Genomic DNA, 21194 nt, shown 5'->3' on the forward strand with positions numbered 1-21194 from the left:
AATGCGCTGTTTTCTCGATGCCTGATAGAGGCTGTTCTTTTATCTAGGAAAGATAAAAGAAACAAAGGTGAAAACAGTGGATGGCGTCCCTAAATTCAGGAGACGCGAATATAGCGTTTAAATGACGATAAATAAAATTATAAAATCTAATGCCAGAAAACAATTTTATTTATATCAATCATGATTATCGCCTTTTTCCACCAAAAAGAAATAGCTCTAATCTGATATTTATTTTTATTAAAAGATAAGTATTTTTTATTAAGAAAATTACGAATAAATACGTATCAAATAAAACCACAATAATAAATATTCATTACTATCCTATCATTACTCGATAGGATAGCTAAAAATAAAGAAATGCTTTTGTTTATTCTATGCTTTTTTCTAAAGCAATATTAATCGCATCCGGAATTGAACCCCCATGGCCTTTCCCCTCAAACAGATAAAACTCACACTGTTTTCCCGCTTCTGATAGATATTGGCATAACTGACGTTGTGTTAACCAACTACTACGCTCTTGATAATTTTTTTGTTGTTCTTCACTTAATCGACTTAAATCAGGACTTTCTTCTTTTTCACCCAAGGCTATTGTAATAGAAATATCATTAGAAATAGCCTGCCATTGCTCTTTTTTCACCCATTCGCCTTTCCCCCACCATAATGACGGACTTGCTGCGATATAACGTTGAAATGTTTCAGGATGATTGAATAAAACATAGAGGGTAAATACACCACCAAAAGAGTGACCAAACAGAGATTGCTGAGTAATAGAGACTTGTTCTTTGGCGAGTTCCTCTAACGCATAAGGCCTTACTTGCGTTAAGAAAAATTGATAAAAATTCTCTGCGTTTCCGCCTCGGCTAAATGCTTCACCTTTTACACTTGGTGTATAGTCATGCGTTCTCTCTGTAATAAAGTAAGCTTTATCACCCACATATCCCACACTGATAATGGCAGGCAATGGTTTATTTTTCTGCTTTATGGCTTCGTTTATCATCAACGGAAACTGGGCATTACCATCAACACTATAAATTAACGCTGTCTTAGTCGTGTTTTTAGGAATAGCAAGAAAAAGGCGATATTGTTTTCCTTCATATTCCACTTCTTTATTTGTAATTTGATAATAAGAGTGAGCCAGAGACTCAATTTCAGGAACTTCTTGGTTAGGCCTAGCTTGAGCAACCGCAGATAACATAATCATTCCACATAACATTAGTATTCGCATAAATCAGATACTCTGTCGGTAATTTTAAAAATGAACCATTAAGGTGAAAATAATAGAGAGACATAAAAAAATAAACCCCATATTTAATACGGGGTTTATGTTAATTTAGGCTCAATTAGAAGCTATATTTAATATTCGCCCAATAACGACGGCCTTCATCGACAACCCAGTTACCGCCTTTATCGTTTACAGCAGGGCCTGTTTCATCTGTAATATTTAATACCGCAAAGTTAAACATGGTATTTTTATTAAAGTTGTAGGTCATTCCTAAATCAAAAGTTGTGTAGCCACTACGATAACGCGCCCCTGAATGACTATTTCGTTGTGCTGCCCAAATTTGTTTTCCGGTATAAGCGGTATTGGCATAAAAACTGGTCGCTTCATCAAACTGCCAATCCACACGCGCATTCGCGCTGTGCTTTGGTGTCATATCAAGCGGGTAGCCTTTTAATGACTCACCAGAAGCTAACTTTTCATCATCACTTTTACGTTCTGAATCAATATAAGTGTAGTTAGCATTGACATGCCAGCTTTCCGTAATTGGAAAACCAACCGCCGTTTCAATCCCTTTAATATTTGCTTTACCCACATTATCGAATTGATACAGTTTTAAACCTGTAATTGGATCTATTTCGCCAGTGTCATAGTTCGTTAATTTATCTTTAAAATCAGTATGAAAGAAAGTCACACTCGCAGTAATGCCATCTCCATTATCATAACCAATACCAATTTCTTGGCTAACTGATGTTTCAGGTTTTAAATCACGATTACCGTACATAATTGCACGGCCTTTTTCAGTTGAAGTGCCGTATTCAGGACTAATTTCACGTAAACTTGGTGCTTTAAAGGCTTTCGCCACGCCCCCTTTTAAAGTGAATTCATCCGTTAAATGATAAACGGCATAGGCTCTTGGGCTCCAGTGATTACCGTAATATTCGTGATCATCAAGACGCACACCGCCAGTTAACGCGAGGTTGTCTGTTACGCTATATTCATCTTCAATAAATAAAGCTTTTTGATCAGCCGTAATTGTTGATTGTTTTATTTCTTTTCCACCAAGAGACGATTCATCTTTTAAACGTGAATATTGATATTGCCCCCCAAAAGTCATCACATTTGAAGGTAAAAAAGCGGTAAATTTTGCATCAAAAACAGTATTGGTAATTTCAGGGCGACGTGCTTCGTAATATTTATAGCTATTCCCAGTTGCCTTATCAACCGCTTCTGTTTTTTGAATACGCTTAGTCTGTTCTTGGTAAACACTTAATTCAGAATGCAGAATATCAAATTGATTTTTATAAGTTAATGCCCAATGATTACGGTCATTATTAGTTTCTAGCATTTTATTTTTATCAAGGCGCCCCCCACGATTGGTAAATTCACTCATGGATTTACCCGGAGTCGTTGTACGCTGTAACGTATTGCGACCCGCTTCTAATAAAATGGTTTGATTATCAGTTGGTGTGAATGCCAATTTCGCCGTAATGTTTTTATTGTCATTACGACCTTGACCATAAGTGATTTTATCTTCCGCACGTAAGTAACTACTACCGTAAAGCTGTAAGCCTAATTTATCTTCAATTAAAGGTCCTGAAAGATAAAAATCACCATTAATAGAGTCACCTGCATCACGGTTGTGTTGCAGTGTACCGCCAAGTGCAACAGAACCATGCCACTCTTTTGTTACTGGTTTTGTGATGATATTGATAACACCACCCATAGCGTCTGAACCATACAGAGATGACATTGGTCCACGAATAACTTCTATACGTTCAATCGCATCTGCTGGTGGAATAAAACCACCTTCATAACCTCCACTCCCGTTCGGACGTGACTCACGGCTATTTTGGCGACGCCCATCAACAAGAATAAGAGTGTATTCGCCTGGTAAACCACGCATCGTGATTTCTTGTTTATTGGCATTACCATTAATGCTAACGCCTTCAACACCTTTTACAGCATCCGCTAAATCATGAATCGGTTTCTTCGCCAGTTGTTCTTTACTGATCACGGTGATACTTGCTGGTGCATCTGTAATTTGTTGAGCAAACCCTGATGCTGACACAACAAGTTTTTCTTCTTTGTTTTCTTGTGCATACATCGGGTAAGAGGCAGATAAAATACAGGCTGTTAATACGCCCATTTTAAAGTTCATAAAGATCCCCTGAATTTATAACGTTTATAATAATGAGAATGATTAATATTATCTTAATCAAATAATCATGAGAATGATTTTCTTTTCGTATTTGATGTTTTTTTTTAATCTGCATCAAAGAAAATTGACGTCATTCCTATTAAGCATTGAAATAGTGGATCTCGAACACAAAAAAAGCAGATGGCATAACCATCTGCTTTATATCGTTTTGTAGAGTATTTTTAGATTTAGAAAATTAACCAATCACAATCTTGTTATTACCAGAATACTGCATAAAGCACACATAAGATGACCATAATGGCGTAGGAAGCAATATTGAATCCGCTTTGTGTTTTAAAGGTTTTATCTGTTAATGTAATCGCGCCTTCACTATCATCTGTTTTCGTTGAAGTTAAACTAACTAACGCAATTACGACTGTTGTAAACATAAAGGTGTACATCATTTGATCAAGGAATGGCATACCTAATGGCATTAATTTTAGGAACAATGCGAACGGTATAGATAAGACCACACCAATAATTGCACCTTTTGCGTTTGTTTTTTTCCAGAACAAACCTAATAGGAATACCGCTAAAATACCAGGGCTCACTAAACCTGTATATTCCTGAATATATTGGAATGCCTGATCGATACCACCCAATAATGGTGCAATAAAGCAAGCAATAATTAAAGCAACTACTGCACTAATACGACCCACATTCACTAACCGTGTTTCAGAAGCTTTTGGTCCAATATATTCTTTATAGATATCCATCGTGAAAATCGTCGCGATAGAGTTAAGCATAGATGCCAAAGATGAAACAATTGCAGCGGCAAGTGCAGCAAAAACAACACCTTTTGCACCTACTGGCAAGAACTGAGTTAACCAAGGATAGGCTTTATCTGCTTGTGATAACGTTGGAATATGTTCTTGTGCCATTGTCCCTAAACCGGCCATTAATTCAGGGTTAGTGGTAATAACAAATGCAGCAATACCAGGCACAACCACAAGGACAGGAACAATCAGTTTTAAGAATGCAGCAAACACTAGCCCTTTTTGAGCTTCATTGATAGATTTCGCCGCTAAAGCACGTTGAATGATATATTGGTTAAAGCCCCAATAATAGAGGTTAGCAACCCATAAACCCCCAATCAGCACTGCGATACCCGGTAAGTTCATAAATTGCGGGTTATCTTTCTCTAAAATCATTTTAAAGTGATCTGGCGCAGCTTGTGTCATTTTGCTCAAACCTTCCATGATCCCACCATCTCCGCCGATATAGCTGACGGCTAATACCGTGGTAAATAGGCCACCAAGGATAAGGAAGAATACTTGCACCACGTCTGTCCACGCAACAGCAGAGAGTCCGCCATAAAGTGAATAGATAACCGCAAATAATGCTAAACCTATAATGGCATACATCATTGGTACACCAAGGATGGTTTCTAATGCCAATGAACCTAAATAAAGTACCGATGTTAAGTTAACAAAGATAAACAACGCTAACCAGAACACCGCAAGAATGGTTTTTAAGTTACGACTTTTAAAACGATTCTCAACAAATTCAGGAATGGTATAAATACCTTTTTCGATAAAGACAGGTAAAAAGTATTTTGCAACAATAATTAATGTCAGTGCTGCCATCCATTCATAAGATGCGATAGCAAGACCAATGGAGAAACCAGAACCAGACATACCAATGAATTGTTCTGCTGAAATATTAGCTGCAATAAGCGAAGAACCAATTGCCCACCAAGGAAGGGTTTTACCTGCAAGAAAATAATCCTTTGTTCCTTTTTTCTCACCATCCTTAGAACGAGAAACCCATAATCCTAGACTAATAATGATCACGACATAGAGGGCAAAAATTGCATAGTCTATTGTGCTTAACCCAACACCTTCTGTATGCATAATATTTTCCTTTCAGACCCATAGAGAGAATAGGATTTTAATGTAAACGTTTTCACAGTCTTTTTCCGTTACTCTGTTCACAATTTTATCGCTTATATTACGTGAATAGATCATAAAATAGAAAAACAAACGATTACTATGACGAGTAATGCAGGATTTAAGCTTAAAACATGGCAGTAGTCCTAAACAGCTAATATCCACCATTTTAAAAACTGTCGAAAAAGCACGAACAAATGATAACGATTACACAAATTAGGCAAAAATAAATAACCTCTTAATCTGATAAAGCCATTAAGAGGGTTAACTAGACTAAAAAATACATGGGGTCATTAAGATTAAGAAAGGTGGCTAAGATTAAAAACAGAATTACGTTGAACTAATGTTGGTGAAAAAATACGTTGTTTTTGTTCGAGCATTTCACCCTTAGAAAGCCTGATAGCAAGTGTTGCGGCTTGTTCTGCCATCATTTGTACCGGATAACGCACTGTGGTTAAACGAGGGTGAATATAACGTGCAATTAATACGTCATCAAAGCCAATAACGGAAATTTTTTCGGGAACAGGGATTTCATTTTCATCAAGAACAGATAAAGCCCCCGCAGCCATAAAATCGTTGTAAGTCACTACAGCCGTAAAATCGATTGATTTAGTTAGCAGATGCATCATTGCCTTTTCGCCCCCTTCACCTTCCGGCTCACCATACTCAATGTAGCTTTCAGGTAACTTGATGTTATTGGCTTCTAATGCAGCTTTATAACCTGCAAGACGCTGAGTTGTATCTTCAATATGATGAGTAGATGAAATATAAGCAATTTTGGTATGACCTTGACGGATCAGATGCTCTGTTGCCATCCATGCCCCTTTATAATTATCTAAAGCGACACAACGTTCAGCAATTTCAGGAATAAAGCGGTTAATCAACACCATGCTTTTAACTTCATGAGCATAAGCTAGCAATTCTTCATCAGAGAGTGCTTTTGAGTGGATCACCAGGCCATCACAACGACTATTAATCAATAGCTCGATAGATTGGCGTTCATCTTGAGCATCATGATAACCATTACAAACCAAGATGTGTTTTCCTGATTGTCTTGCAACATTATCAACAGCTTTCACTAGTGTGCCAAAAAAGGGATCAGAAACATCGTGTACTAAAACACCCAGGGTTTGCGTACTTTGGCTAACCAAAGCCCTTGCTGCCGCATTAGGTCGATAACCTAATTTTTGCATCGCTGCATTAACGGTTTCGATAGATGTTTGACTTGCTTTCGGCGAGTTATTAATGACCCTAGACACAGTAGCAACAGAAACACCCGCTTCTTTTGCTACATCTTTGATAGTCGCCATATCCACCCCTTATGGATCACCTTTATTCATGGTTAAGAAATAACGAGCCGTTAATCTACAAACAAAGAAAAAAGGGAGTTATAGAATTTAAGTGGCATGATTATCAGCGAAGAAGTAAAATTTAAAAAGCAAAAAGATCAAATAAATAGTGAAAAGGAAAGCGTTTACACTTTCCTTTTATTGTTACGAGTAAAACTTATAGATTGTTTGGCTATTCCACGATGTATTTGCAGGTAAAATACCTTGGTTTTCATTCCATTCTGGATGATTAGGGCCATCTGGAAAATATTGTGTTTCTAATGCCAATCCTGAGTAATTGCCGTAATCACGACTCTTTCCTCTTGTTCCTACCAAAAAGTTGCCCGTATAGAATTGGACAGAAGGCATGGTTGTAAAGACATCCATTTTGAGCTCACCCTCAGGTGCAATAACGGTTGCAACAGGGGTTTTATCTTCAATCACTTTTTTATCTAAAATAAACGCATGATCATAGCCATTTGCGGCTTTTTGGCACTCATCTACCATAAAATCAAGGCCAATACGTTTTAATTTTCGAAAATCAAACCCTGTTCCTATTACGCTTGCAAACTCACCCGTAGGAATATTGCCTTCACTATTTTTCAAATAATGAGTCGCACAAATTCTTAAATCATGTTCAAGTGCTGTGCGCTCAGTATGTTCACCCGCAAGATTGAAATAAGCATGGTTAGTTAAGCTTAATGGTGTAGTTTTATCACTCATCGCCTGATAATCAATGCATACTTCATTATTATTTGTCAGTGTATAGGTCACACTTACTTTCACAGTACCGGGAAAACCTTGATCACCATCATTAGAAATCAGTGAGAAAGTAACAGATTGAGAAGATTGCGCAGTGATCCCCCAGCGTAGATGGCTAAAGTTTTGCTTACCACCATGTAAGGTATTTTTGCCTTCATTCGCACTAATTTTATATTCTTGACCTTCTACTACAAACTTAGCCCCTGCAATGCGATTAGCAAAACGCCCAACCGTTGCACCTAAGTACGCGGTTTGTTGTTTATGTGCATTCATATCCGCAGAGCCTAACAACACATCTCGACGGTATCCATTAACTGGTACAATACAAGTTAACCACGTTGCACCAATATCCATTAAAGAGATAGACATACCAAAACGATTTTTAAGTACCACTACTTGTGCAGGCTTTCCATCTAATGCAGGTTGTGCTGTCATTTGTTCAGGTTCAAGAAAACGAAGCTCATTAGTCGCCATTATTTTGCCTCCGAATAGCCCGCTCCTTGGCTTGCAGAGCAGACATAAATAGTTTCTTTTAATCCTGTTTTAGCTTCGTATTGCGCCTTAACAGAGTCAACGACTTTATCAACTAAATCTGGTGTCACTAATGCTACGACACAACCACCAAATCCACCACCAGTCATTCTTACTCCACCACGATCACCAATCACCGATTTCACGATTTCAACCAATGAATCAACCTCTTTGACTGTGATTTCAAAATCATCACGCATTGAGTGATGTGATTGCATCATTAGCTGACTCAATGTGGTTAAATCACCACGGCGTAAGGCTTCTGCAGCGTCTAATGTACGGCTGTTTTCAGTAATAACATGGCGTGCCCGACGATAAACCACATCACTCATTAATGCTTTTTTAGCGACTAGATCCTCTAATGAGGCATCTCTTAATGCAGTCACATTTAAAATATGAGCGGCCTCTTCACACTGTTGGCGACGGGTATTGTACTCACTATCAACTAAGCCACGCTTTTTATTGGTATTGATAATCATCACAACCATATTTTCAGGCATCGTTACGGCTGAAGTTTCTAATGAGCGACAATCGATTAATAATGCATGATTTTCTTCACCACAAGCCGAAATAAGCTGATCCATAATGCCACAGTTACAACCAACAAATTGGTTTTCTGCTTTTTGACCATTTAATGCGATCTCTTTTTGGCTAATAGGTAATTGATAAAGTGTTTTAAGCGTTTGACCAATAGCAACTTCTAACGCAGCAGAAGAACTTAACCCTGCCCCCTGAGGAACATTTCCAGATATCGCGATATCCATACCATGAAAAGAGTAGTTATCTTTTTGTAGAAAATGAATAACACCACGAACATAGTTAGCCCACATTTTATTAGGTAAAAACTCAATACTATTATCGAGGTTAAATTCATCAACTTCATTTTGGTAATCAACCGCAATGACACGAATAATGTTATCTTCTCGTTTTGCTGCGGCAACGACCATTTGATAATTAATGGCACAAGGTAAAACAAACCCATCATTATAATCAGTGTGTTCACCAATAAGATTTACCCTACCAGGCGCTTGAATAAAATGTGTAGGTACGTAACCAAAAATAGATGAAAATGAACGAGTCACATTATTAATAAGTGCCTGCATAATAAATCCTTAGCTTAAAATTAAGTAATAAAAATCCCACCACAACATTATGTAAATAATGATATGTTTGATTTAATTTATTTCGTGCGCAAAAAGCAGATTAATTAAAATACCTTGCCATATTGCAGGTCATTAACGTTGCTCTTTATAATGAATGTCACTTAATTGACGTAAATTATTCGCAGCTTGTTCTGGTGTTAGATCTCTTTGCGATTCCGCCAACATTTCATATCCCACCATAAATTTGCGTACAGTGGCTGAGCGTAATAATGGCGGGTAATAAAGTGCATGCAATTGCCAGTGATCGATATTTCTATTGTCTTTAAAAGAAGGCGCAAAATGCCATCCCATAGAATAAGGGAAAGAACAATGGAATAAATTATCATAACGACTAGTTAATTTTTTCATTGCAATAGCAAGATCATCTCGCTGAGCACTATTTAATTCACTCATTCTGCGAATATGTACTTTAGGTAATAACATCGTTTCATAAGGCCAAGAAGCCCAATAAGGTACTACCGCCAGCCAATGCTCTGTTTCAACTACAGTGCGACTTGTATCTTTACATTCAGCATCAACATAATCGATTAATAGATTGCGCCCGTATTTTTCAAAATAAGCTTTTAATTGCGTATCTTTTCGCGCTAATTCATTAGGTAAGAAATCACTCGCCCAAATTTGTCCATGAGGATGAGGTTGAGAGCACCCCATCGTTTCACCTTTATTCTCAAATACTTGAACCCAAAGATATTCTTTGCTGAGCTCTTCTATTTGATTATCCCAAGTATCAACGATTTTACGTAAGCTACTAACGGGTAATTCAGGAATAGTTTTTCCATGATCAGGAGAGAAACAGACGACTCGACTAATTCCTCTTACTGCTTGAGTTTGAAATAAAGGATTTGATGAAGGCTCAACATAATATTCGTCTTGTAACAACGCAGAGTGGTCATTATTAAAGACATACGTTCCGGTGTAATCTGGATTTTTATCACCAGAGACCCGGGTGTTATTCGGACACAAATAGCAGTGAGGATCATAAGAGGGAAGTGTCGCAATCTGAGGCTTTTCATCTTTACCATTCCAAGGTCGTTTCGCTCTATGTGGCGAAACTAAAATCCACTGGCCAGTTAGCGGATTATAACGACGATGAGGATGTTCAACAGGATCAAAAATCAGTTTCGACATAACCTTCTCTCTTATTTATTCAAGATTATCTGAATACTTAAAATCTTATTTCAGATAACCATTTGGATTTTGTAACTGCCAACGCCACGCATCTGTGGCCATATCATCAATTGAACGAATAGCTTTCCAATGTAAATCTTTCTCTGCTTTTGCAGGGCTTGACCAACATTCTGCAATATCACCAGGACGATGAGCTTGTAATTGATAGGGGATAGGTTTACCACTAGCTTTACGAAATGCTTCAATCATTTCAATCACACTAGTACCGTTACCTGTTCCCAGATTATAAATATGTAAGCCCGCTTTTTTACCTAACGCATTTAATGCTGCTATATGACCATCAGCCAGATCCATAACGTGGATATAATCACGAACACCTGTACCGTCTTTTGTTGGGTAATCATCTCCAAAAACAGCCACTTGTTCACGACGACCAATTGCCACTTGAGAAATATAAGGGGTTAAATTATTTGGAATACCTTTAGGATCTTCCCCCATCGTACCTGATGGATGCGCCCCTACAGGGTTAAAGTAACGTAGCAAACTAATAGACCAACTTTCATCCGCAACAAATAAGTCAGATAAAATGCGCTCAACCATATATTTACTGGTACCATAAGGGTTAGTTGTGCCCCCTACTGGCGAATCTTCAGTAATAGGAACAACTTGAGGATCACCATAAACTGTTGCAGATGAGCTAAAAATAATGCTTTTTACGCCCGCATCACGCATACAACGCACTAGTACCAATGTGCCATTAACATTGTTGTCATAATATTCAATTGGCTTCTGAACAGATTCACCAACCGCTTTCAATCCCGCAAAATGAATAACAGACTGAATAGAATGCTTAGCAAAGATTGATGCTAATAACTGATCATCACGAATATCACCGTTATAAAACAGAGGGCGTTTACCTGTTAGGGCTTCAATACGATTAAGTACTTCTTCATTCGCATTGCTAAGGTTATCTAAAATAATTGGTGTCATGCCTGCTTCAATCATTTGTACGCAAGTATGACTACCGATATATCCCATACCACCTGTCACTAATATTTCCACATTCACCTCTTTTGATTCAATTCAAAGGAAAAGCGCAAGACGGTTTCTGTTCACTGACACAGAGTTTAGCAAGATCAATCGAATCATTTCGTGATCAAACCGACATTTAATGTAAACGTTTACACGCTTTTCGCATACACTTAAATTTTATAAAAATCTTAGTTTAGAACTGTATTACAGTAAGTTAATAAAATACGTAATACCCCCCGCCTCTTCATCACTCAAAATAACACCCATTAAAAGTAAACGATTACATTCCAATCAATTACTTAATTACATGATAAAACTGACATTCAATACGTTTTATCATACCTTATTAACTTCCCCGCTAATATGTTTAAGCGGAGTAAGAACACTCTCAATAAATACTTGCAGTTTAATAAGTGTTTTATTGCATAGATACTCTAAATAATTCAAGTCACAGCTAGGCAGCAACAAGTGAATGAGTCGCTAGGAGCATAGACTAGTGCGCCAACAACGCTGTAGCTTGAAATATGGCAAGTATCGAAGTATGACGAGTATCGAATGGAGAACATAATGAAACCGATTGTCTTGCTCTACCAAGATCTTCCTGAAAAACTGTACAGAAAACTATCTGATTTTGCTGATATCAAACAATTTAAAACTCTCTCTTTAGAATCTGATGATTTTCGTTCCGCACTTGCCAATGCTTCTGGACTACTAGGTGCTGGTGGCAATATTGATGAAAACTTTATTAACCTAGCACCTCATTTAAAAGCCGTTTCAACGGTTTCTGTTGGTTATGATAATGTTGATGTTAATGCACTCACCAAACGTAATATCAAACTAATGCATACTCCAACCGTGTTAACAGATACCGTTGCAGATACCATGATGGCATTAGTACTTGCCGTAGCAAGACGTGTTCCTGAACTTGCTAATAATGTTAAACAAGGTTTATGGGTTAAAGGTATCACTCCTGATTGGTACGGTACTGATGTTCATCATAAAACCATGGGCATTATTGGTATGGGTCGAATAGGAAAAGCTTTGGCACAACGTGCACACTTTGGCTTTAATATGAATATTCTTTATCATTCACGTACAGAATATACAGAAGTGAACGATAAATTTTCTGCAAAGCATTGCTCTTTAGAAGACTTATTACAGCAATCTGATTTCGTATGTATCACGTTACCATTAACACCAGAAACGCATCATTTAATGGGTGAAAAACAATTTTCGATGATGAAACCTGATGCTTATTTAATTAATGCAGGGCGCGGAGCTGTGGTGGACGAATTGGCACTCATCAGTGCATTAGAACAAAAAGAGATCGCTGGTGCTGGGCTGGATGTTTTTGAAAAAGAGCCTCTATCTTCATCTTCACCTTTATTAACGATGAAGAATGTCGTTGCTGTTCCGCATATTGGCTCTGCAACAAAAGAGACTCGCTATGCGATGGCTGAATGTGCAGTAGATAATCTGATTGCGGCACTGAGTAATAATATAAAAGAAAACTGCGTCAATTTCTAAAGTGGTAATAAGTGCTTTTTGAGATACAAAAAAAGGTAATGAAAATCTATCATTACCTTTTTTATTAGGTACTCAAATAAGTTTAAGCGGGATCAACGTGCGCCATCACACTCAGGATCTCTTTATTTTGCAAGACCTTATTACGTGCATTTACAACAATCTCATGACTTTCACTGACAGTGAGGTCACCTTGGATTTCAAGATGAACATCTACAAGTAAATAATCACCTGAACGACGAGTCTTTAAATCATGAACGCCTTGCACGCCCGGTGTTGAAACCAGCATCTGTTTAATCTCTTCTAGCGTTTCTTCATCTGCCCCTCTGTCCATTAAATCTTGCAGAGCTTGATAAGTAAAACGCCATCCCATACGACCGACAAATAGTCCGACAATTAATGCTGCTAATGGGTCAAAAAATTTAAATCCCGCCAAACTTCCGATAATACCAATTGCAACAACTAATGAAGAAGCTGCGTCAGAACGCGCATGCCAAGCATTTGCAACTAACATATTTGAGTCCACTTTTTTTGCAACCACAAGCATATAGCGGAATAATCCTTCTTTAGCCGCTAATGCAAGTAAAGCCACATATAAAGCAACACTATGAACTTCAGGAATAGTAGATGGATCTAAAATTTTATGAATAGCAGAAAATACCATTCCTAAACCAACAATTAATAAAATAGTCCCAAGAATAAGTGATGCCACATTTTCATAGCGAAAATGCCCATAAGGATGATCCGCATCTGGTTTTTTCTGACTACCTTTATTGGCAATTAAAACAACAAAGTCAGCAATAAGATCAGAAAGCGAGTGAATACCATCAGCAATTAAACCTTGAGAGTGTGAGAAAAAGCCCACTGTAATTTGCCAAATGGATAAAACGATATTGACAAAAACACTCACTAACGTGCTTTTTTTAGCTGCCTTAAATTTTTCAGACTGTTTATTATCAGCCCGATCTAACTCAATATCATCAATGTGATTATGTGTCATAATAATAATCTTATTTGGTTTTAAATAGCCTACTCTATTACCATAGATAAATAGAGTTCCATAGGTTATTTCAGGTTCCATAACTCATTGGTGAGGATAAAGGACGACTCTGAATAACAATCCAGTTTAGGGACTAAGATTGCTGTCCAGACATCATATTGAGATGCCATTGCCTATTAATATGCCATATTTAAATCTTTCTGTCTCTTATTTTTATCAATAAAATCTTATAGATACAGAACAATAATATAATTGATAATCATTCTTTTATGCATTTTCTATTTTTAATGAAAAAAAGAGAAGTTTATTTTTAATGCGACATTATTAATGTGCTTTTCTGTCAACAAGTTAAGGTATATAACTTATTTTTCATTATATTGTTAATATTATTTCAGTCTGTTTTTAATTTTTAATGCTTAATAATCTAAAGCAGTAAATAATCATTCTCACTCTTATTTAAAACACAGATCACAGCTATTTTTTACTATTAAGCGATAATGGTAAATATTTTAAACTAACGCTAAGTGAGGTTTGTAATGTATAAGAAAATCCTAGTTCCCATTGATATTTTAGAAGATGAACTTTCTCAGGAACTGATCGCTCACATTGAACAAATAGCAAAGGTGGGTAAACCTGAGATCCACTTCCTCACCGTTATTCCTAATGCTGAACTTTTCTTTGGTATCGAGTTTGCTGCAATTCCTGAAAAATTCAAAGATTCGTCAGAACGTACTCGTCTTGCTTTTGTTGCACTACAAGAAATGATTAAAGATGCAAAAATTCCTGATGAGCAAATTGTATGTAATGTTGGCGTTGGTAACGCAAAAGATGAAATTTTAGAATATGCCCGCCACATTGATGCTGATTTAATTGCGATTGCATCACATAGACCTAATGTTTCCTCTTATTTATTAGGCTCAACAGCGTCATCAATTGTACGCCATGCCAAAATGTCAGTTTTAGTTATTCGCTAATATCTAGCTAAAATAACAACGAAGCCCTTTGTCTCAACAACAAAGGGCTTTTTAATAAACTGTGATCTATTCTAAATAAAGTTGGTCGTTATTTTTTAACTGAATCTTGAGTCGTCTCAGCTGCTGACCAAATACGATACTTCACATCAACATCTTTTGGTGCATAAACAACAATAGGTAATTTACTGTTATAACGAATAAAGGCATCTGATCCCATATTTGCCTGTACAAAGGCATCTTTTTTCGTATTGTCAGCACATCCCATCATTGTTGACATTGGGCCATTTAAATCGCCAACAACATAATAGCTATAACCCCAACCTTCTAAATTCTTTTCATCTAAATCCGCACCAAACCACTGATGATTGCAATCTACTTTCAGTTCTTTACCAATAATTAATTCAACTTGGTAATTGCTTTCATTATCTTTTTTCTCTAACTCGATAACATGACGAACTTGATTTTCTTGAGCCTTAGGATAAGGTGCAACTTTATCTAAACTGTCGGTAGCTTGTGCACACGCAGATAAAGACATTGCTGCTACTAAAGATAATATTACTTTGTTCATCACTCTCTCCATATTTACAGCGAACACTTCGCCGTTAACAAAATTATTCAGATGTTTTTATTACTCGTTATCCGAATACTAATATTTTTAGTGTTTGAATGCTAACATCTTAGTAAATAATACTATGAGTGGATAATTCTGAATGTTTTAAAAAGAAAAATCACGTTTTTTCATGAAATGTAAATTTGTGATGCTCTACCATGCAGCTAACCAATCTATGATTATACTGAAATAGAGACCCAATTTCTTTTCATAGGAGGTTATATGTTCTCAGATCAACAATCCCTTGTTTCTCAATTAAGAAATAGTGATCCCCGCTTTGAAGCTCTCTACGATAAACATCATCGACTCGATCAAGAAATTGCTAAACTAGAAGGTCCAAACGGAGCTGGCTATAACGACGAAGTTGCCAAACTAAAAAAAGAAAAGCTTCACCTTAAAGATGAAATGCAAAAAATACTTCAGCGAAGTGAAAAATAAGGCTCTTTTTAAGCGATGATATAATGTCATCGCTTTTTATGATTAAAAACAAAGATACCCTCTCATAAAGATGCATAATTAATATATCTTTTATTTTTTAGGGTACTCAATATGTCATCAATACATGGTCATGAAGTTTTACAAATGATCCTTTCTTCAGAGACTGCATTTACTAAAACATCGCTAATTGATGCTATCCATAAACAATTCGGCAATGACTCACGTTTTCATACGTGCTCAGCTGAAAATATGACAGCGACTGAATTAGTTGATTTCTTAGAAAGGAAAGGTAAATTTATTCCAGCAGAGGGTGGATTTACAACGAGTGAAAATAAGATTTGTCATCATTGATAGATATACAGTTTTAAAGCCCGATTGCCAGTGATTTCCTTTTCTATGTCATTGGCTTTTTATATAAACAAGTAAAAAGCCAATTCATTCTGACAATCGTAATTACTTTATTTACTAAATTTTTACTGCACTTTATTCATCGTCTGTTTGCAACCAACCATCATCTTCCCAAACGCTTTGAATAAGTTCCATTATGTGTTCATGCTTAGTTTCATCTTTTATGCCAGTGACTTGAATCGAGTTCATGCTACTAAAGGCAATACGAAACTGCATATCTGGATATTCTGGAATGATCTTTTTTCTCAGTTCGTGTTCTAAGAGCGGAAATAATGAGTCGGTTATCTTAGATTGTTTATTAAATAAAATTTCCACACGCATTGGTTTCACCATTTAAAGATAAATAAACTGTATATAAATACAGTATTATATTCTAAGAAAAAAGAAAAGTCTTTTTGACATAATTTTTATGATTACGCATTAAATAATATTTTAGCGTCTCTATCGGCTTAATGATAAGATGCATAATAAATGCAACATATTACTAAGAGAGGAAGATATGTCAGGAAAAAGAATAAATCGTGAGAAAAAAACCATTCAAAAAATGGTGCACCTCTATGCTCATTCGCATCCTGAAGCTGACTCAGATTATTATCAACAATTAATCAATTATTCCTATAACCGATTAGATAAATGTCGCTATGGTGAAGATAAACCTGCCTGTAAACAATGCCCTATTCATTGCTATCAACCAGCCAAACGAGAAGTGATGAAACAGATCATGCGATGGGCTGGTCCAAGAATGTTGATTTATCATCCAATCTTAGCAATACGCCATCTTATTGATGATAAAAAACCCGTTCCTCCTCTTCCTGAAAAAAAACGGACTATTCGTTCGACTGAAAAGTAAAATCAGACTTCTTCAAGCGATATAAAACATGCTCAGCGAGAGGATGTGCTTTATCTAATGCTGGATGAAAGAAATTATCAGATTGATGCATACCTAGTTTTTGCATTACACCTTGAGATGGAAGGTTTGAAACCGCGGTAAAAGCAACAACCTCTTCTAATCCCAACGTTTCAAACGCATATTTAAATACAGCTAAAGCCGCTTCATAGGTATAGCCTTTTCGCCAAAATTTTTGCGCAATCCGCCAACCAATTTCTACGCAGGGATTAAATGGCAAAGGCGCTGCTGGAATATTTAACCCCACAAAGCCAATAAATTCTTGAGTTTCTTTTAATTCAACAGCCCACATTCCCCATCCATTTTGCTGAATAAATTTTTTGCGGATAGTCTCAACCATATTATCACTTTCTAATTGAGATAAAGTGCAAGGAAAATAGCGCATCACTTCAGGTGAAGAGTTAATTTCAGAAAAAAATGGCGCTTTATCACTCTCACGCCATTCTCTTAGGTGTAGTCTGGGAGTATCTAAATTCATCGTTATTCTCTATTTATATAAAATTAAGACAATAGCGATAAAATAGGATAAGCAACGAACAATGAAAAGAAAAATGGTACTTTATTTTTTATTTTCTTTTAGTTGGTTTTCTACTGGAGTAGCAACTTTATCTTTATTTGCATTAGAGCTTTCTTTTATTGAAACAACACGTTGTTGAGCAACTGATTTAGCTTGATGTTCAACTTGCTCTGATTGCCCAGTAAAAATACCACCACGCTTAATAGACATACTGCCACAACGACTAGTACCACGTAATTCACCGTGTTCTAAGATATCTAAATTATTTGCAGCACAGATGCCTTTTACAAAACCATCAATAATAATATCAGGTGCTGTTAATTCACCTTCAACTTGTCCCGCATGCATAACACGAATAACGCCATCTTTGACATTAATATTGCCGGCTACTTTACCCCAAATTTGGATATCGCCTTCAACATTAATATCGCCTTGGAATACCGTTCCTTTTGCAATAATCGTGTATAGTTTTTGCTCTGGCATCGGTTTTTTCTCTTCTGTTATTACTGGTGCAACAGGCTCTGCTGCTTTTGGTGTTTCAGTTTTACGACTAAACATAGCGGCTTTTTTTAACCTCAACGTCATAGAATAAATAATAATACTAAAAATTAGGATTAGAATAATCAAAAACTCTCCTGCCATCTGATAACGCCAAAAGGCAATTAATGCAAGAGTCCAAATGATCCATATCCCGCTGAATATAATATTTCGCAGTGTTCGCTTATTCTCCATAATTAGCTATATCCTTACCTCCCTGACAATAAATACACTTATGCATTCACCATTCTAATAAATAGATGGCAAGCATAATGCCAGCAATAAGGCTATTATTACCTTTTAGTTTTTTGATTTGTTCCTTGACCGAAATAAGATTTAATTAAATTAAGTGATAAAATCACTATTTTAATAATTTACGTTTGATGTGAATAAATAGTGATGATTACCAGTCTATTTAGATAAATATTTTTTATTAAAAATTAACATTTCACATTCTATCCCGTATTTTCATGAAAAATCATTCAAAAAAATTCAACATTTAAAATATCATCCAATCTAAATTTTGATAAAAAAAACGATAACATCATCACAATATCAATAAAAATAAAATTTAAAATAACAAATAAATAGTGATTTTTTTTGTATTTTATTTTTTGTTTATAATTTATTGCCTACTCCATATAAAGAAAAAACATCGTTATGATAACTCACGTTAAAATCACATTAGAAATCAATTTATCATTCAATTTTAATCTTCTTTTTATTTATATTTTACACTCTATTTTTTAATTTCTTTATAACAATTATTTTTCATAATAATTACACAAAACACTTTACAATAAAATTAACATTTAAAATGCACTTATTATTTTTTTACACTGTAAAGTGAAGAAACGATAACAACCCTTTGTTATATAATAACTTTATTCAAATAAATATAAAATGTAAATTATTAATTACATTCTAACATGTACTATTAGCTATCACCTTGAAAAAGAATTTATTCGTATTTAATTTCTTTTTGCAATTTATAAGGAATGTCTTTAAATTAACAAAATAACTTATCTTAAATTAGTAAAACAAAATGTAATGCCTAATATCTAAAAAAAAACCACATCAAATTGAAGAAAATAGTCTCTTTTTTATTTTTAATAGCACTCAATAATAAAGAGGTATTTTTATAAATATTCTTCTATTTATTTTTATAAAAATACAGTGATACTTATATAATAATTTTGGGCGAACCATGAATACAATACAATATGAAAAAAACGATCAATATGATTGTGCTATTCAGAAAAAATCTTATTTTTATCCACAATACCAAATACTAGAAAATGAACAAAAAGCGCTTTTTCTTATCAGAAAAAATGCACTTATATTGCAAAATTGCACTGATACAGTGACGGTGAGTGATAACCAAGTTCTTTTTCTACAACAAGGTAACTATACGATAAAAACACAAGGTACAGAGCCTACCGATATTATTTGTATCCCACTCTCTGATGATTTTTTAAGAGATTTCATGTCTAAGTACAATGAGATCTTGTGCCAAATAGAAAGAGACGAAGAATTTTCAAGTGCCTTTATTTGTTTTCAAAATTCACCTCTTATTCAATTTTGTAGTAATGGCTTTGAATATCTTACTATTCAATCTTGCCCTGAAGCCTTCATACAATTGCGCATTGAAGAGCTTTTAATTCTATTACTTTCAACTGATCAAGGTTCTGACTTAATGGCGTTATTGCGCCAACTTAGCCATCGTCAAGTTGATCGCTTAAAGATTTTTATGGAAAAAAATCATTTAAAAAATTGGAAGCTTAAACAATTTGCTCGTGAATTTGGAATGGGATTAACTACGTTTAAAGAGCTTTTTAATCATGTTTATGGTACTTCGCCAAGAACATGGATTTGTGAAAGACGAATTATTTATGCACACCAACTACTATTAACCACTGAAATGAGTATTGTTGATATTTCAATGGAATCTGGCTTTTCAAGTCAGTCTTACTTTACACAAAGCTATCATCGTCGTTTTAATATGACACCTAGTAAAGCGAGAAATCTCAGATCAAAATTATAAAAAATCCGACTGAATATCATAATATCTAAAAGTCATTCATAGTTAGAATACTTAAAATTTGTTCTTATGAGTGAGTTGTATATCGTGATAAAAGAAAATACATATAGCACCAAAGCCCATTATTATGACTATTTAGCCTTACTGAAAAAAATAATGGCACCCAACAATGAAGAAACTGTAGATAACTTGTTTAATCTACAGTTTTCTTTTCATTCTAATGAAAATATCGTTACTGCATATGATGTTAATGAGCAACAAATAAAAATACTATCCCGTGTTTTGTGCCGTGAAAGCTTAGACAGTTTATTACAGTCCACTTGGTTTTTACGAAAAAAATATTGTTTTGTTGTTATATCTAAAGAAGAAGTACGTGATGTTATTAATTTTGCACATTCATTTCATGCAGAACAGCCACATTCAACAATAACACCAGCAGATTGGGATAAATCATTAAGAGCAACAGTCAATATCAATGAACATATGCGCTTAATTCAAGCCGTAATAAAACCGCTTTTTATTTGGTGGGCTCAACACATTACTCCCCAGCTTTTTACACTTTATGAAACTAAAAGAGAGCTCGAACTTCAAATTAAACAGTGTGAAAATATTAAGTCATTTGAAGAAAAACAACTATCAAATAAAAGTGATCCTTTTTTATCTTTAGATGATATCAATATTAAGCTTAATGCGGATACAGTCAGACTAATTGTTATCAATGACTTATTACAAAAAGATATCCAATTACTCCTCGATAATTGGAAAAATGAGCCTATCTTTAATGTTGAAATTAATAACACTTTAGATTATATCCAAAAAATAATGCCAAATTCTGAATTAATAAAACCATTATGGATGATTTTAAATAGGATTCCAGAATATCCTGAAAACTGCCAGAAATTAAAAGATTGGCTACTAGAAAGAGAACTTTGTCTAAAGAACGATGAATTTTTATGGCGATAATAAAATATCAGCTCTTCTCTGAA

20 protein-coding genes are annotated in these 21194 nt (G+C 35.3%); 7 read left to right on the forward strand and 13 right to left on the reverse strand.

The annotated features are described in order from the left end of the window. Positions 1-367 precede the first annotated feature (367 nt). From GWJ01_RS07660 to galE, 8 genes are all read right to left on the reverse strand, one after another. Positions 368-1225, reverse strand: coding sequence for an alpha/beta hydrolase (locus tag GWJ01_RS07660; RefSeq protein ID WP_237585708.1), 858 nt, complete (start codon positions 1223-1225; stop codon positions 368-370). A 115-nt stretch (positions 1226-1340) separates the two neighbouring features. Next, positions 1341-3380 (reverse strand): IreA family TonB-dependent siderophore receptor, encoded by a 2040-nt coding sequence (locus GWJ01_RS07665; protein ID WP_161710941.1) that lies wholly within the window; start codon positions 3378-3380, stop codon positions 1341-1343. Positions 3381-3637: 257 nt separating this feature from the next. Continuing rightward, positions 3638-5272 (reverse strand): sodium/sugar symporter, encoded by a 1635-nt coding sequence (locus GWJ01_RS07670; protein ID WP_109392924.1) that lies wholly within the window; start codon positions 5270-5272, stop codon positions 3638-3640. A gap of 335 nt (positions 5273-5607) precedes the next feature. Then, a complete protein-coding gene (locus GWJ01_RS07675; protein WP_109392923.1) occupies positions 5608-6618 on the reverse strand; it encodes a substrate-binding domain-containing protein in 1011 nt (336 codons plus the stop codon). A gap of 183 nt (positions 6619-6801) precedes the next feature. Continuing rightward, positions 6802-7872, reverse strand: a complete 1071-nt coding sequence (gene galM / locus GWJ01_RS07680; RefSeq protein WP_109392922.1) for a galactose-1-epimerase — start codon at positions 7870-7872, stop codon at positions 6802-6804. Then, positions 7872-9032, reverse strand: coding sequence for a galactokinase (gene galK, locus GWJ01_RS07685; RefSeq protein ID WP_161710942.1), 1161 nt, complete (start codon positions 9030-9032; stop codon positions 7872-7874). Before galK ends, galM begins: the two co-directional genes overlap by 1 nt. A gap of 132 nt (positions 9033-9164) precedes the next feature. Then, complete coding sequence (locus GWJ01_RS07690; protein ID WP_109392920.1) at positions 9165-10220, reverse strand: UDP-glucose--hexose-1-phosphate uridylyltransferase; 1056 nt, start codon at positions 10218-10220, stop codon at positions 9165-9167. Between the two features lie 45 nt (positions 10221-10265). After that, positions 10266-11282, reverse strand: coding sequence for a UDP-glucose 4-epimerase GalE (gene galE, locus GWJ01_RS07695; RefSeq protein ID WP_161710943.1), 1017 nt, complete (start codon positions 11280-11282; stop codon positions 10266-10268). A 537-nt stretch (positions 11283-11819) separates the two neighbouring features. On the opposite strand from galE, the gene ghrB reads away from it, so the two are divergent. Next, a complete protein-coding gene (gene ghrB / locus GWJ01_RS07700; protein WP_109392918.1) occupies positions 11820-12779 on the forward strand; it encodes a glyoxylate/hydroxypyruvate reductase GhrB in 960 nt (319 codons plus the stop codon). 82 nt (positions 12780-12861) lie between these two features. On the opposite strand, the gene GWJ01_RS07705 is transcribed toward ghrB, so the two are convergent. Then, the gene (locus GWJ01_RS07705) at positions 12862-13776 is read right to left on the reverse strand and encodes a cation diffusion facilitator family transporter (protein ID WP_109402601.1); all 915 of its coding nucleotides are present in this window, start codon (positions 13774-13776) and stop codon (positions 12862-12864) included. Between the two features lie 536 nt (positions 13777-14312). On the opposite strand from GWJ01_RS07705, the gene GWJ01_RS07710 reads away from it, so the two are divergent. After that, complete coding sequence (locus GWJ01_RS07710) at positions 14313-14750, forward strand: universal stress protein (protein WP_036934874.1); 438 nt, start codon at positions 14313-14315, stop codon at positions 14748-14750. 88 nt (positions 14751-14838) lie between these two features. On the opposite strand, the gene eco is transcribed toward GWJ01_RS07710, so the two are convergent. Then, entirely contained in the window at positions 14839-15318 is a 480-nt protein-coding gene (gene eco / locus GWJ01_RS07715) for a serine protease inhibitor ecotin (RefSeq protein ID WP_036912483.1), read from the reverse strand. Positions 15319-15582: 264 nt separating this feature from the next. Here eco and GWJ01_RS07720 point away from each other — a divergent pair, with 264 nt between their 5' ends. Together GWJ01_RS07720 and GWJ01_RS07725 are read left to right on the forward strand one after the other, a co-directional pair. Next, positions 15583-15798 carry a DUF465 domain-containing protein gene (locus GWJ01_RS07720; RefSeq protein WP_006533649.1) on the forward strand — a complete coding sequence of 72 codons (216 nt, stop codon included), beginning with the start codon at positions 15583-15585 and terminating at the stop codon, positions 15796-15798. A 111-nt stretch (positions 15799-15909) separates the two neighbouring features. Next, positions 15910-16149: a YecH family metal-binding protein gene (locus GWJ01_RS07725; protein WP_023581559.1), complete on the forward strand. Its 240-nt coding sequence runs from the start codon at positions 15910-15912 to the stop codon at positions 16147-16149. A 132-nt stretch (positions 16150-16281) separates the two neighbouring features. Here GWJ01_RS07725 and GWJ01_RS07730 read toward each other — a convergent pair whose 3' ends face one another. Next, positions 16282-16527: a DinI-like family protein gene (locus tag GWJ01_RS07730; protein WP_036934877.1), complete on the reverse strand. Its 246-nt coding sequence runs from the start codon at positions 16525-16527 to the stop codon at positions 16282-16284. Between the two features lie 178 nt (positions 16528-16705). On the opposite strand from GWJ01_RS07730, the gene GWJ01_RS07735 reads away from it, so the two are divergent. After that, positions 16706-17056 (forward strand): nitrous oxide-stimulated promoter family protein, encoded by a 351-nt coding sequence (locus GWJ01_RS07735; RefSeq protein ID WP_109402577.1) that lies wholly within the window; start codon positions 16706-16708, stop codon positions 17054-17056. Here GWJ01_RS07735 and GWJ01_RS07740 read toward each other — a convergent pair. Both GWJ01_RS07740 and GWJ01_RS07745 read right to left on the reverse strand, forming a co-directional pair. Continuing rightward, complete coding sequence (locus GWJ01_RS07740; protein ID WP_109392915.1) at positions 17034-17591, reverse strand: GNAT family N-acetyltransferase; 558 nt, start codon at positions 17589-17591, stop codon at positions 17034-17036. The genes GWJ01_RS07735 and GWJ01_RS07740 overlap by 23 nt on opposite strands. 81 nt (positions 17592-17672) lie before the next feature. Then, entirely contained in the window at positions 17673-18188 is a 516-nt protein-coding gene (locus GWJ01_RS07745) for a bactofilin family protein (RefSeq protein WP_159363476.1), read from the reverse strand. A gap of 1186 nt (positions 18189-19374) precedes the next feature. On the opposite strand from GWJ01_RS07745, the gene GWJ01_RS07750 reads away from it, so the two are divergent. Together GWJ01_RS07750 and GWJ01_RS07755 are read left to right on the forward strand one after the other, a co-directional pair. Further along, positions 19375-20211 (forward strand): helix-turn-helix transcriptional regulator, encoded by an 837-nt coding sequence (locus GWJ01_RS07750; protein ID WP_109392914.1) that lies wholly within the window; start codon positions 19375-19377, stop codon positions 20209-20211. Between the two features lie 84 nt (positions 20212-20295). Continuing rightward, positions 20296-21171, forward strand: a complete 876-nt coding sequence (locus GWJ01_RS07755) for a T3SS regulon anti-activator ExsD domain-containing protein (protein WP_227003181.1) — start codon at positions 20296-20298, stop codon at positions 21169-21171. Positions 21172-21194: the final 23 nt, after the last annotated feature.

It is taken from the genome of Proteus sp. G2618, from assembly GCF_009915995.1.
In the GTDB taxonomy this organism is placed as follows: Bacteria; Pseudomonadota; Gammaproteobacteria; order Enterobacterales; family Enterobacteriaceae; genus Proteus; species Proteus terrae.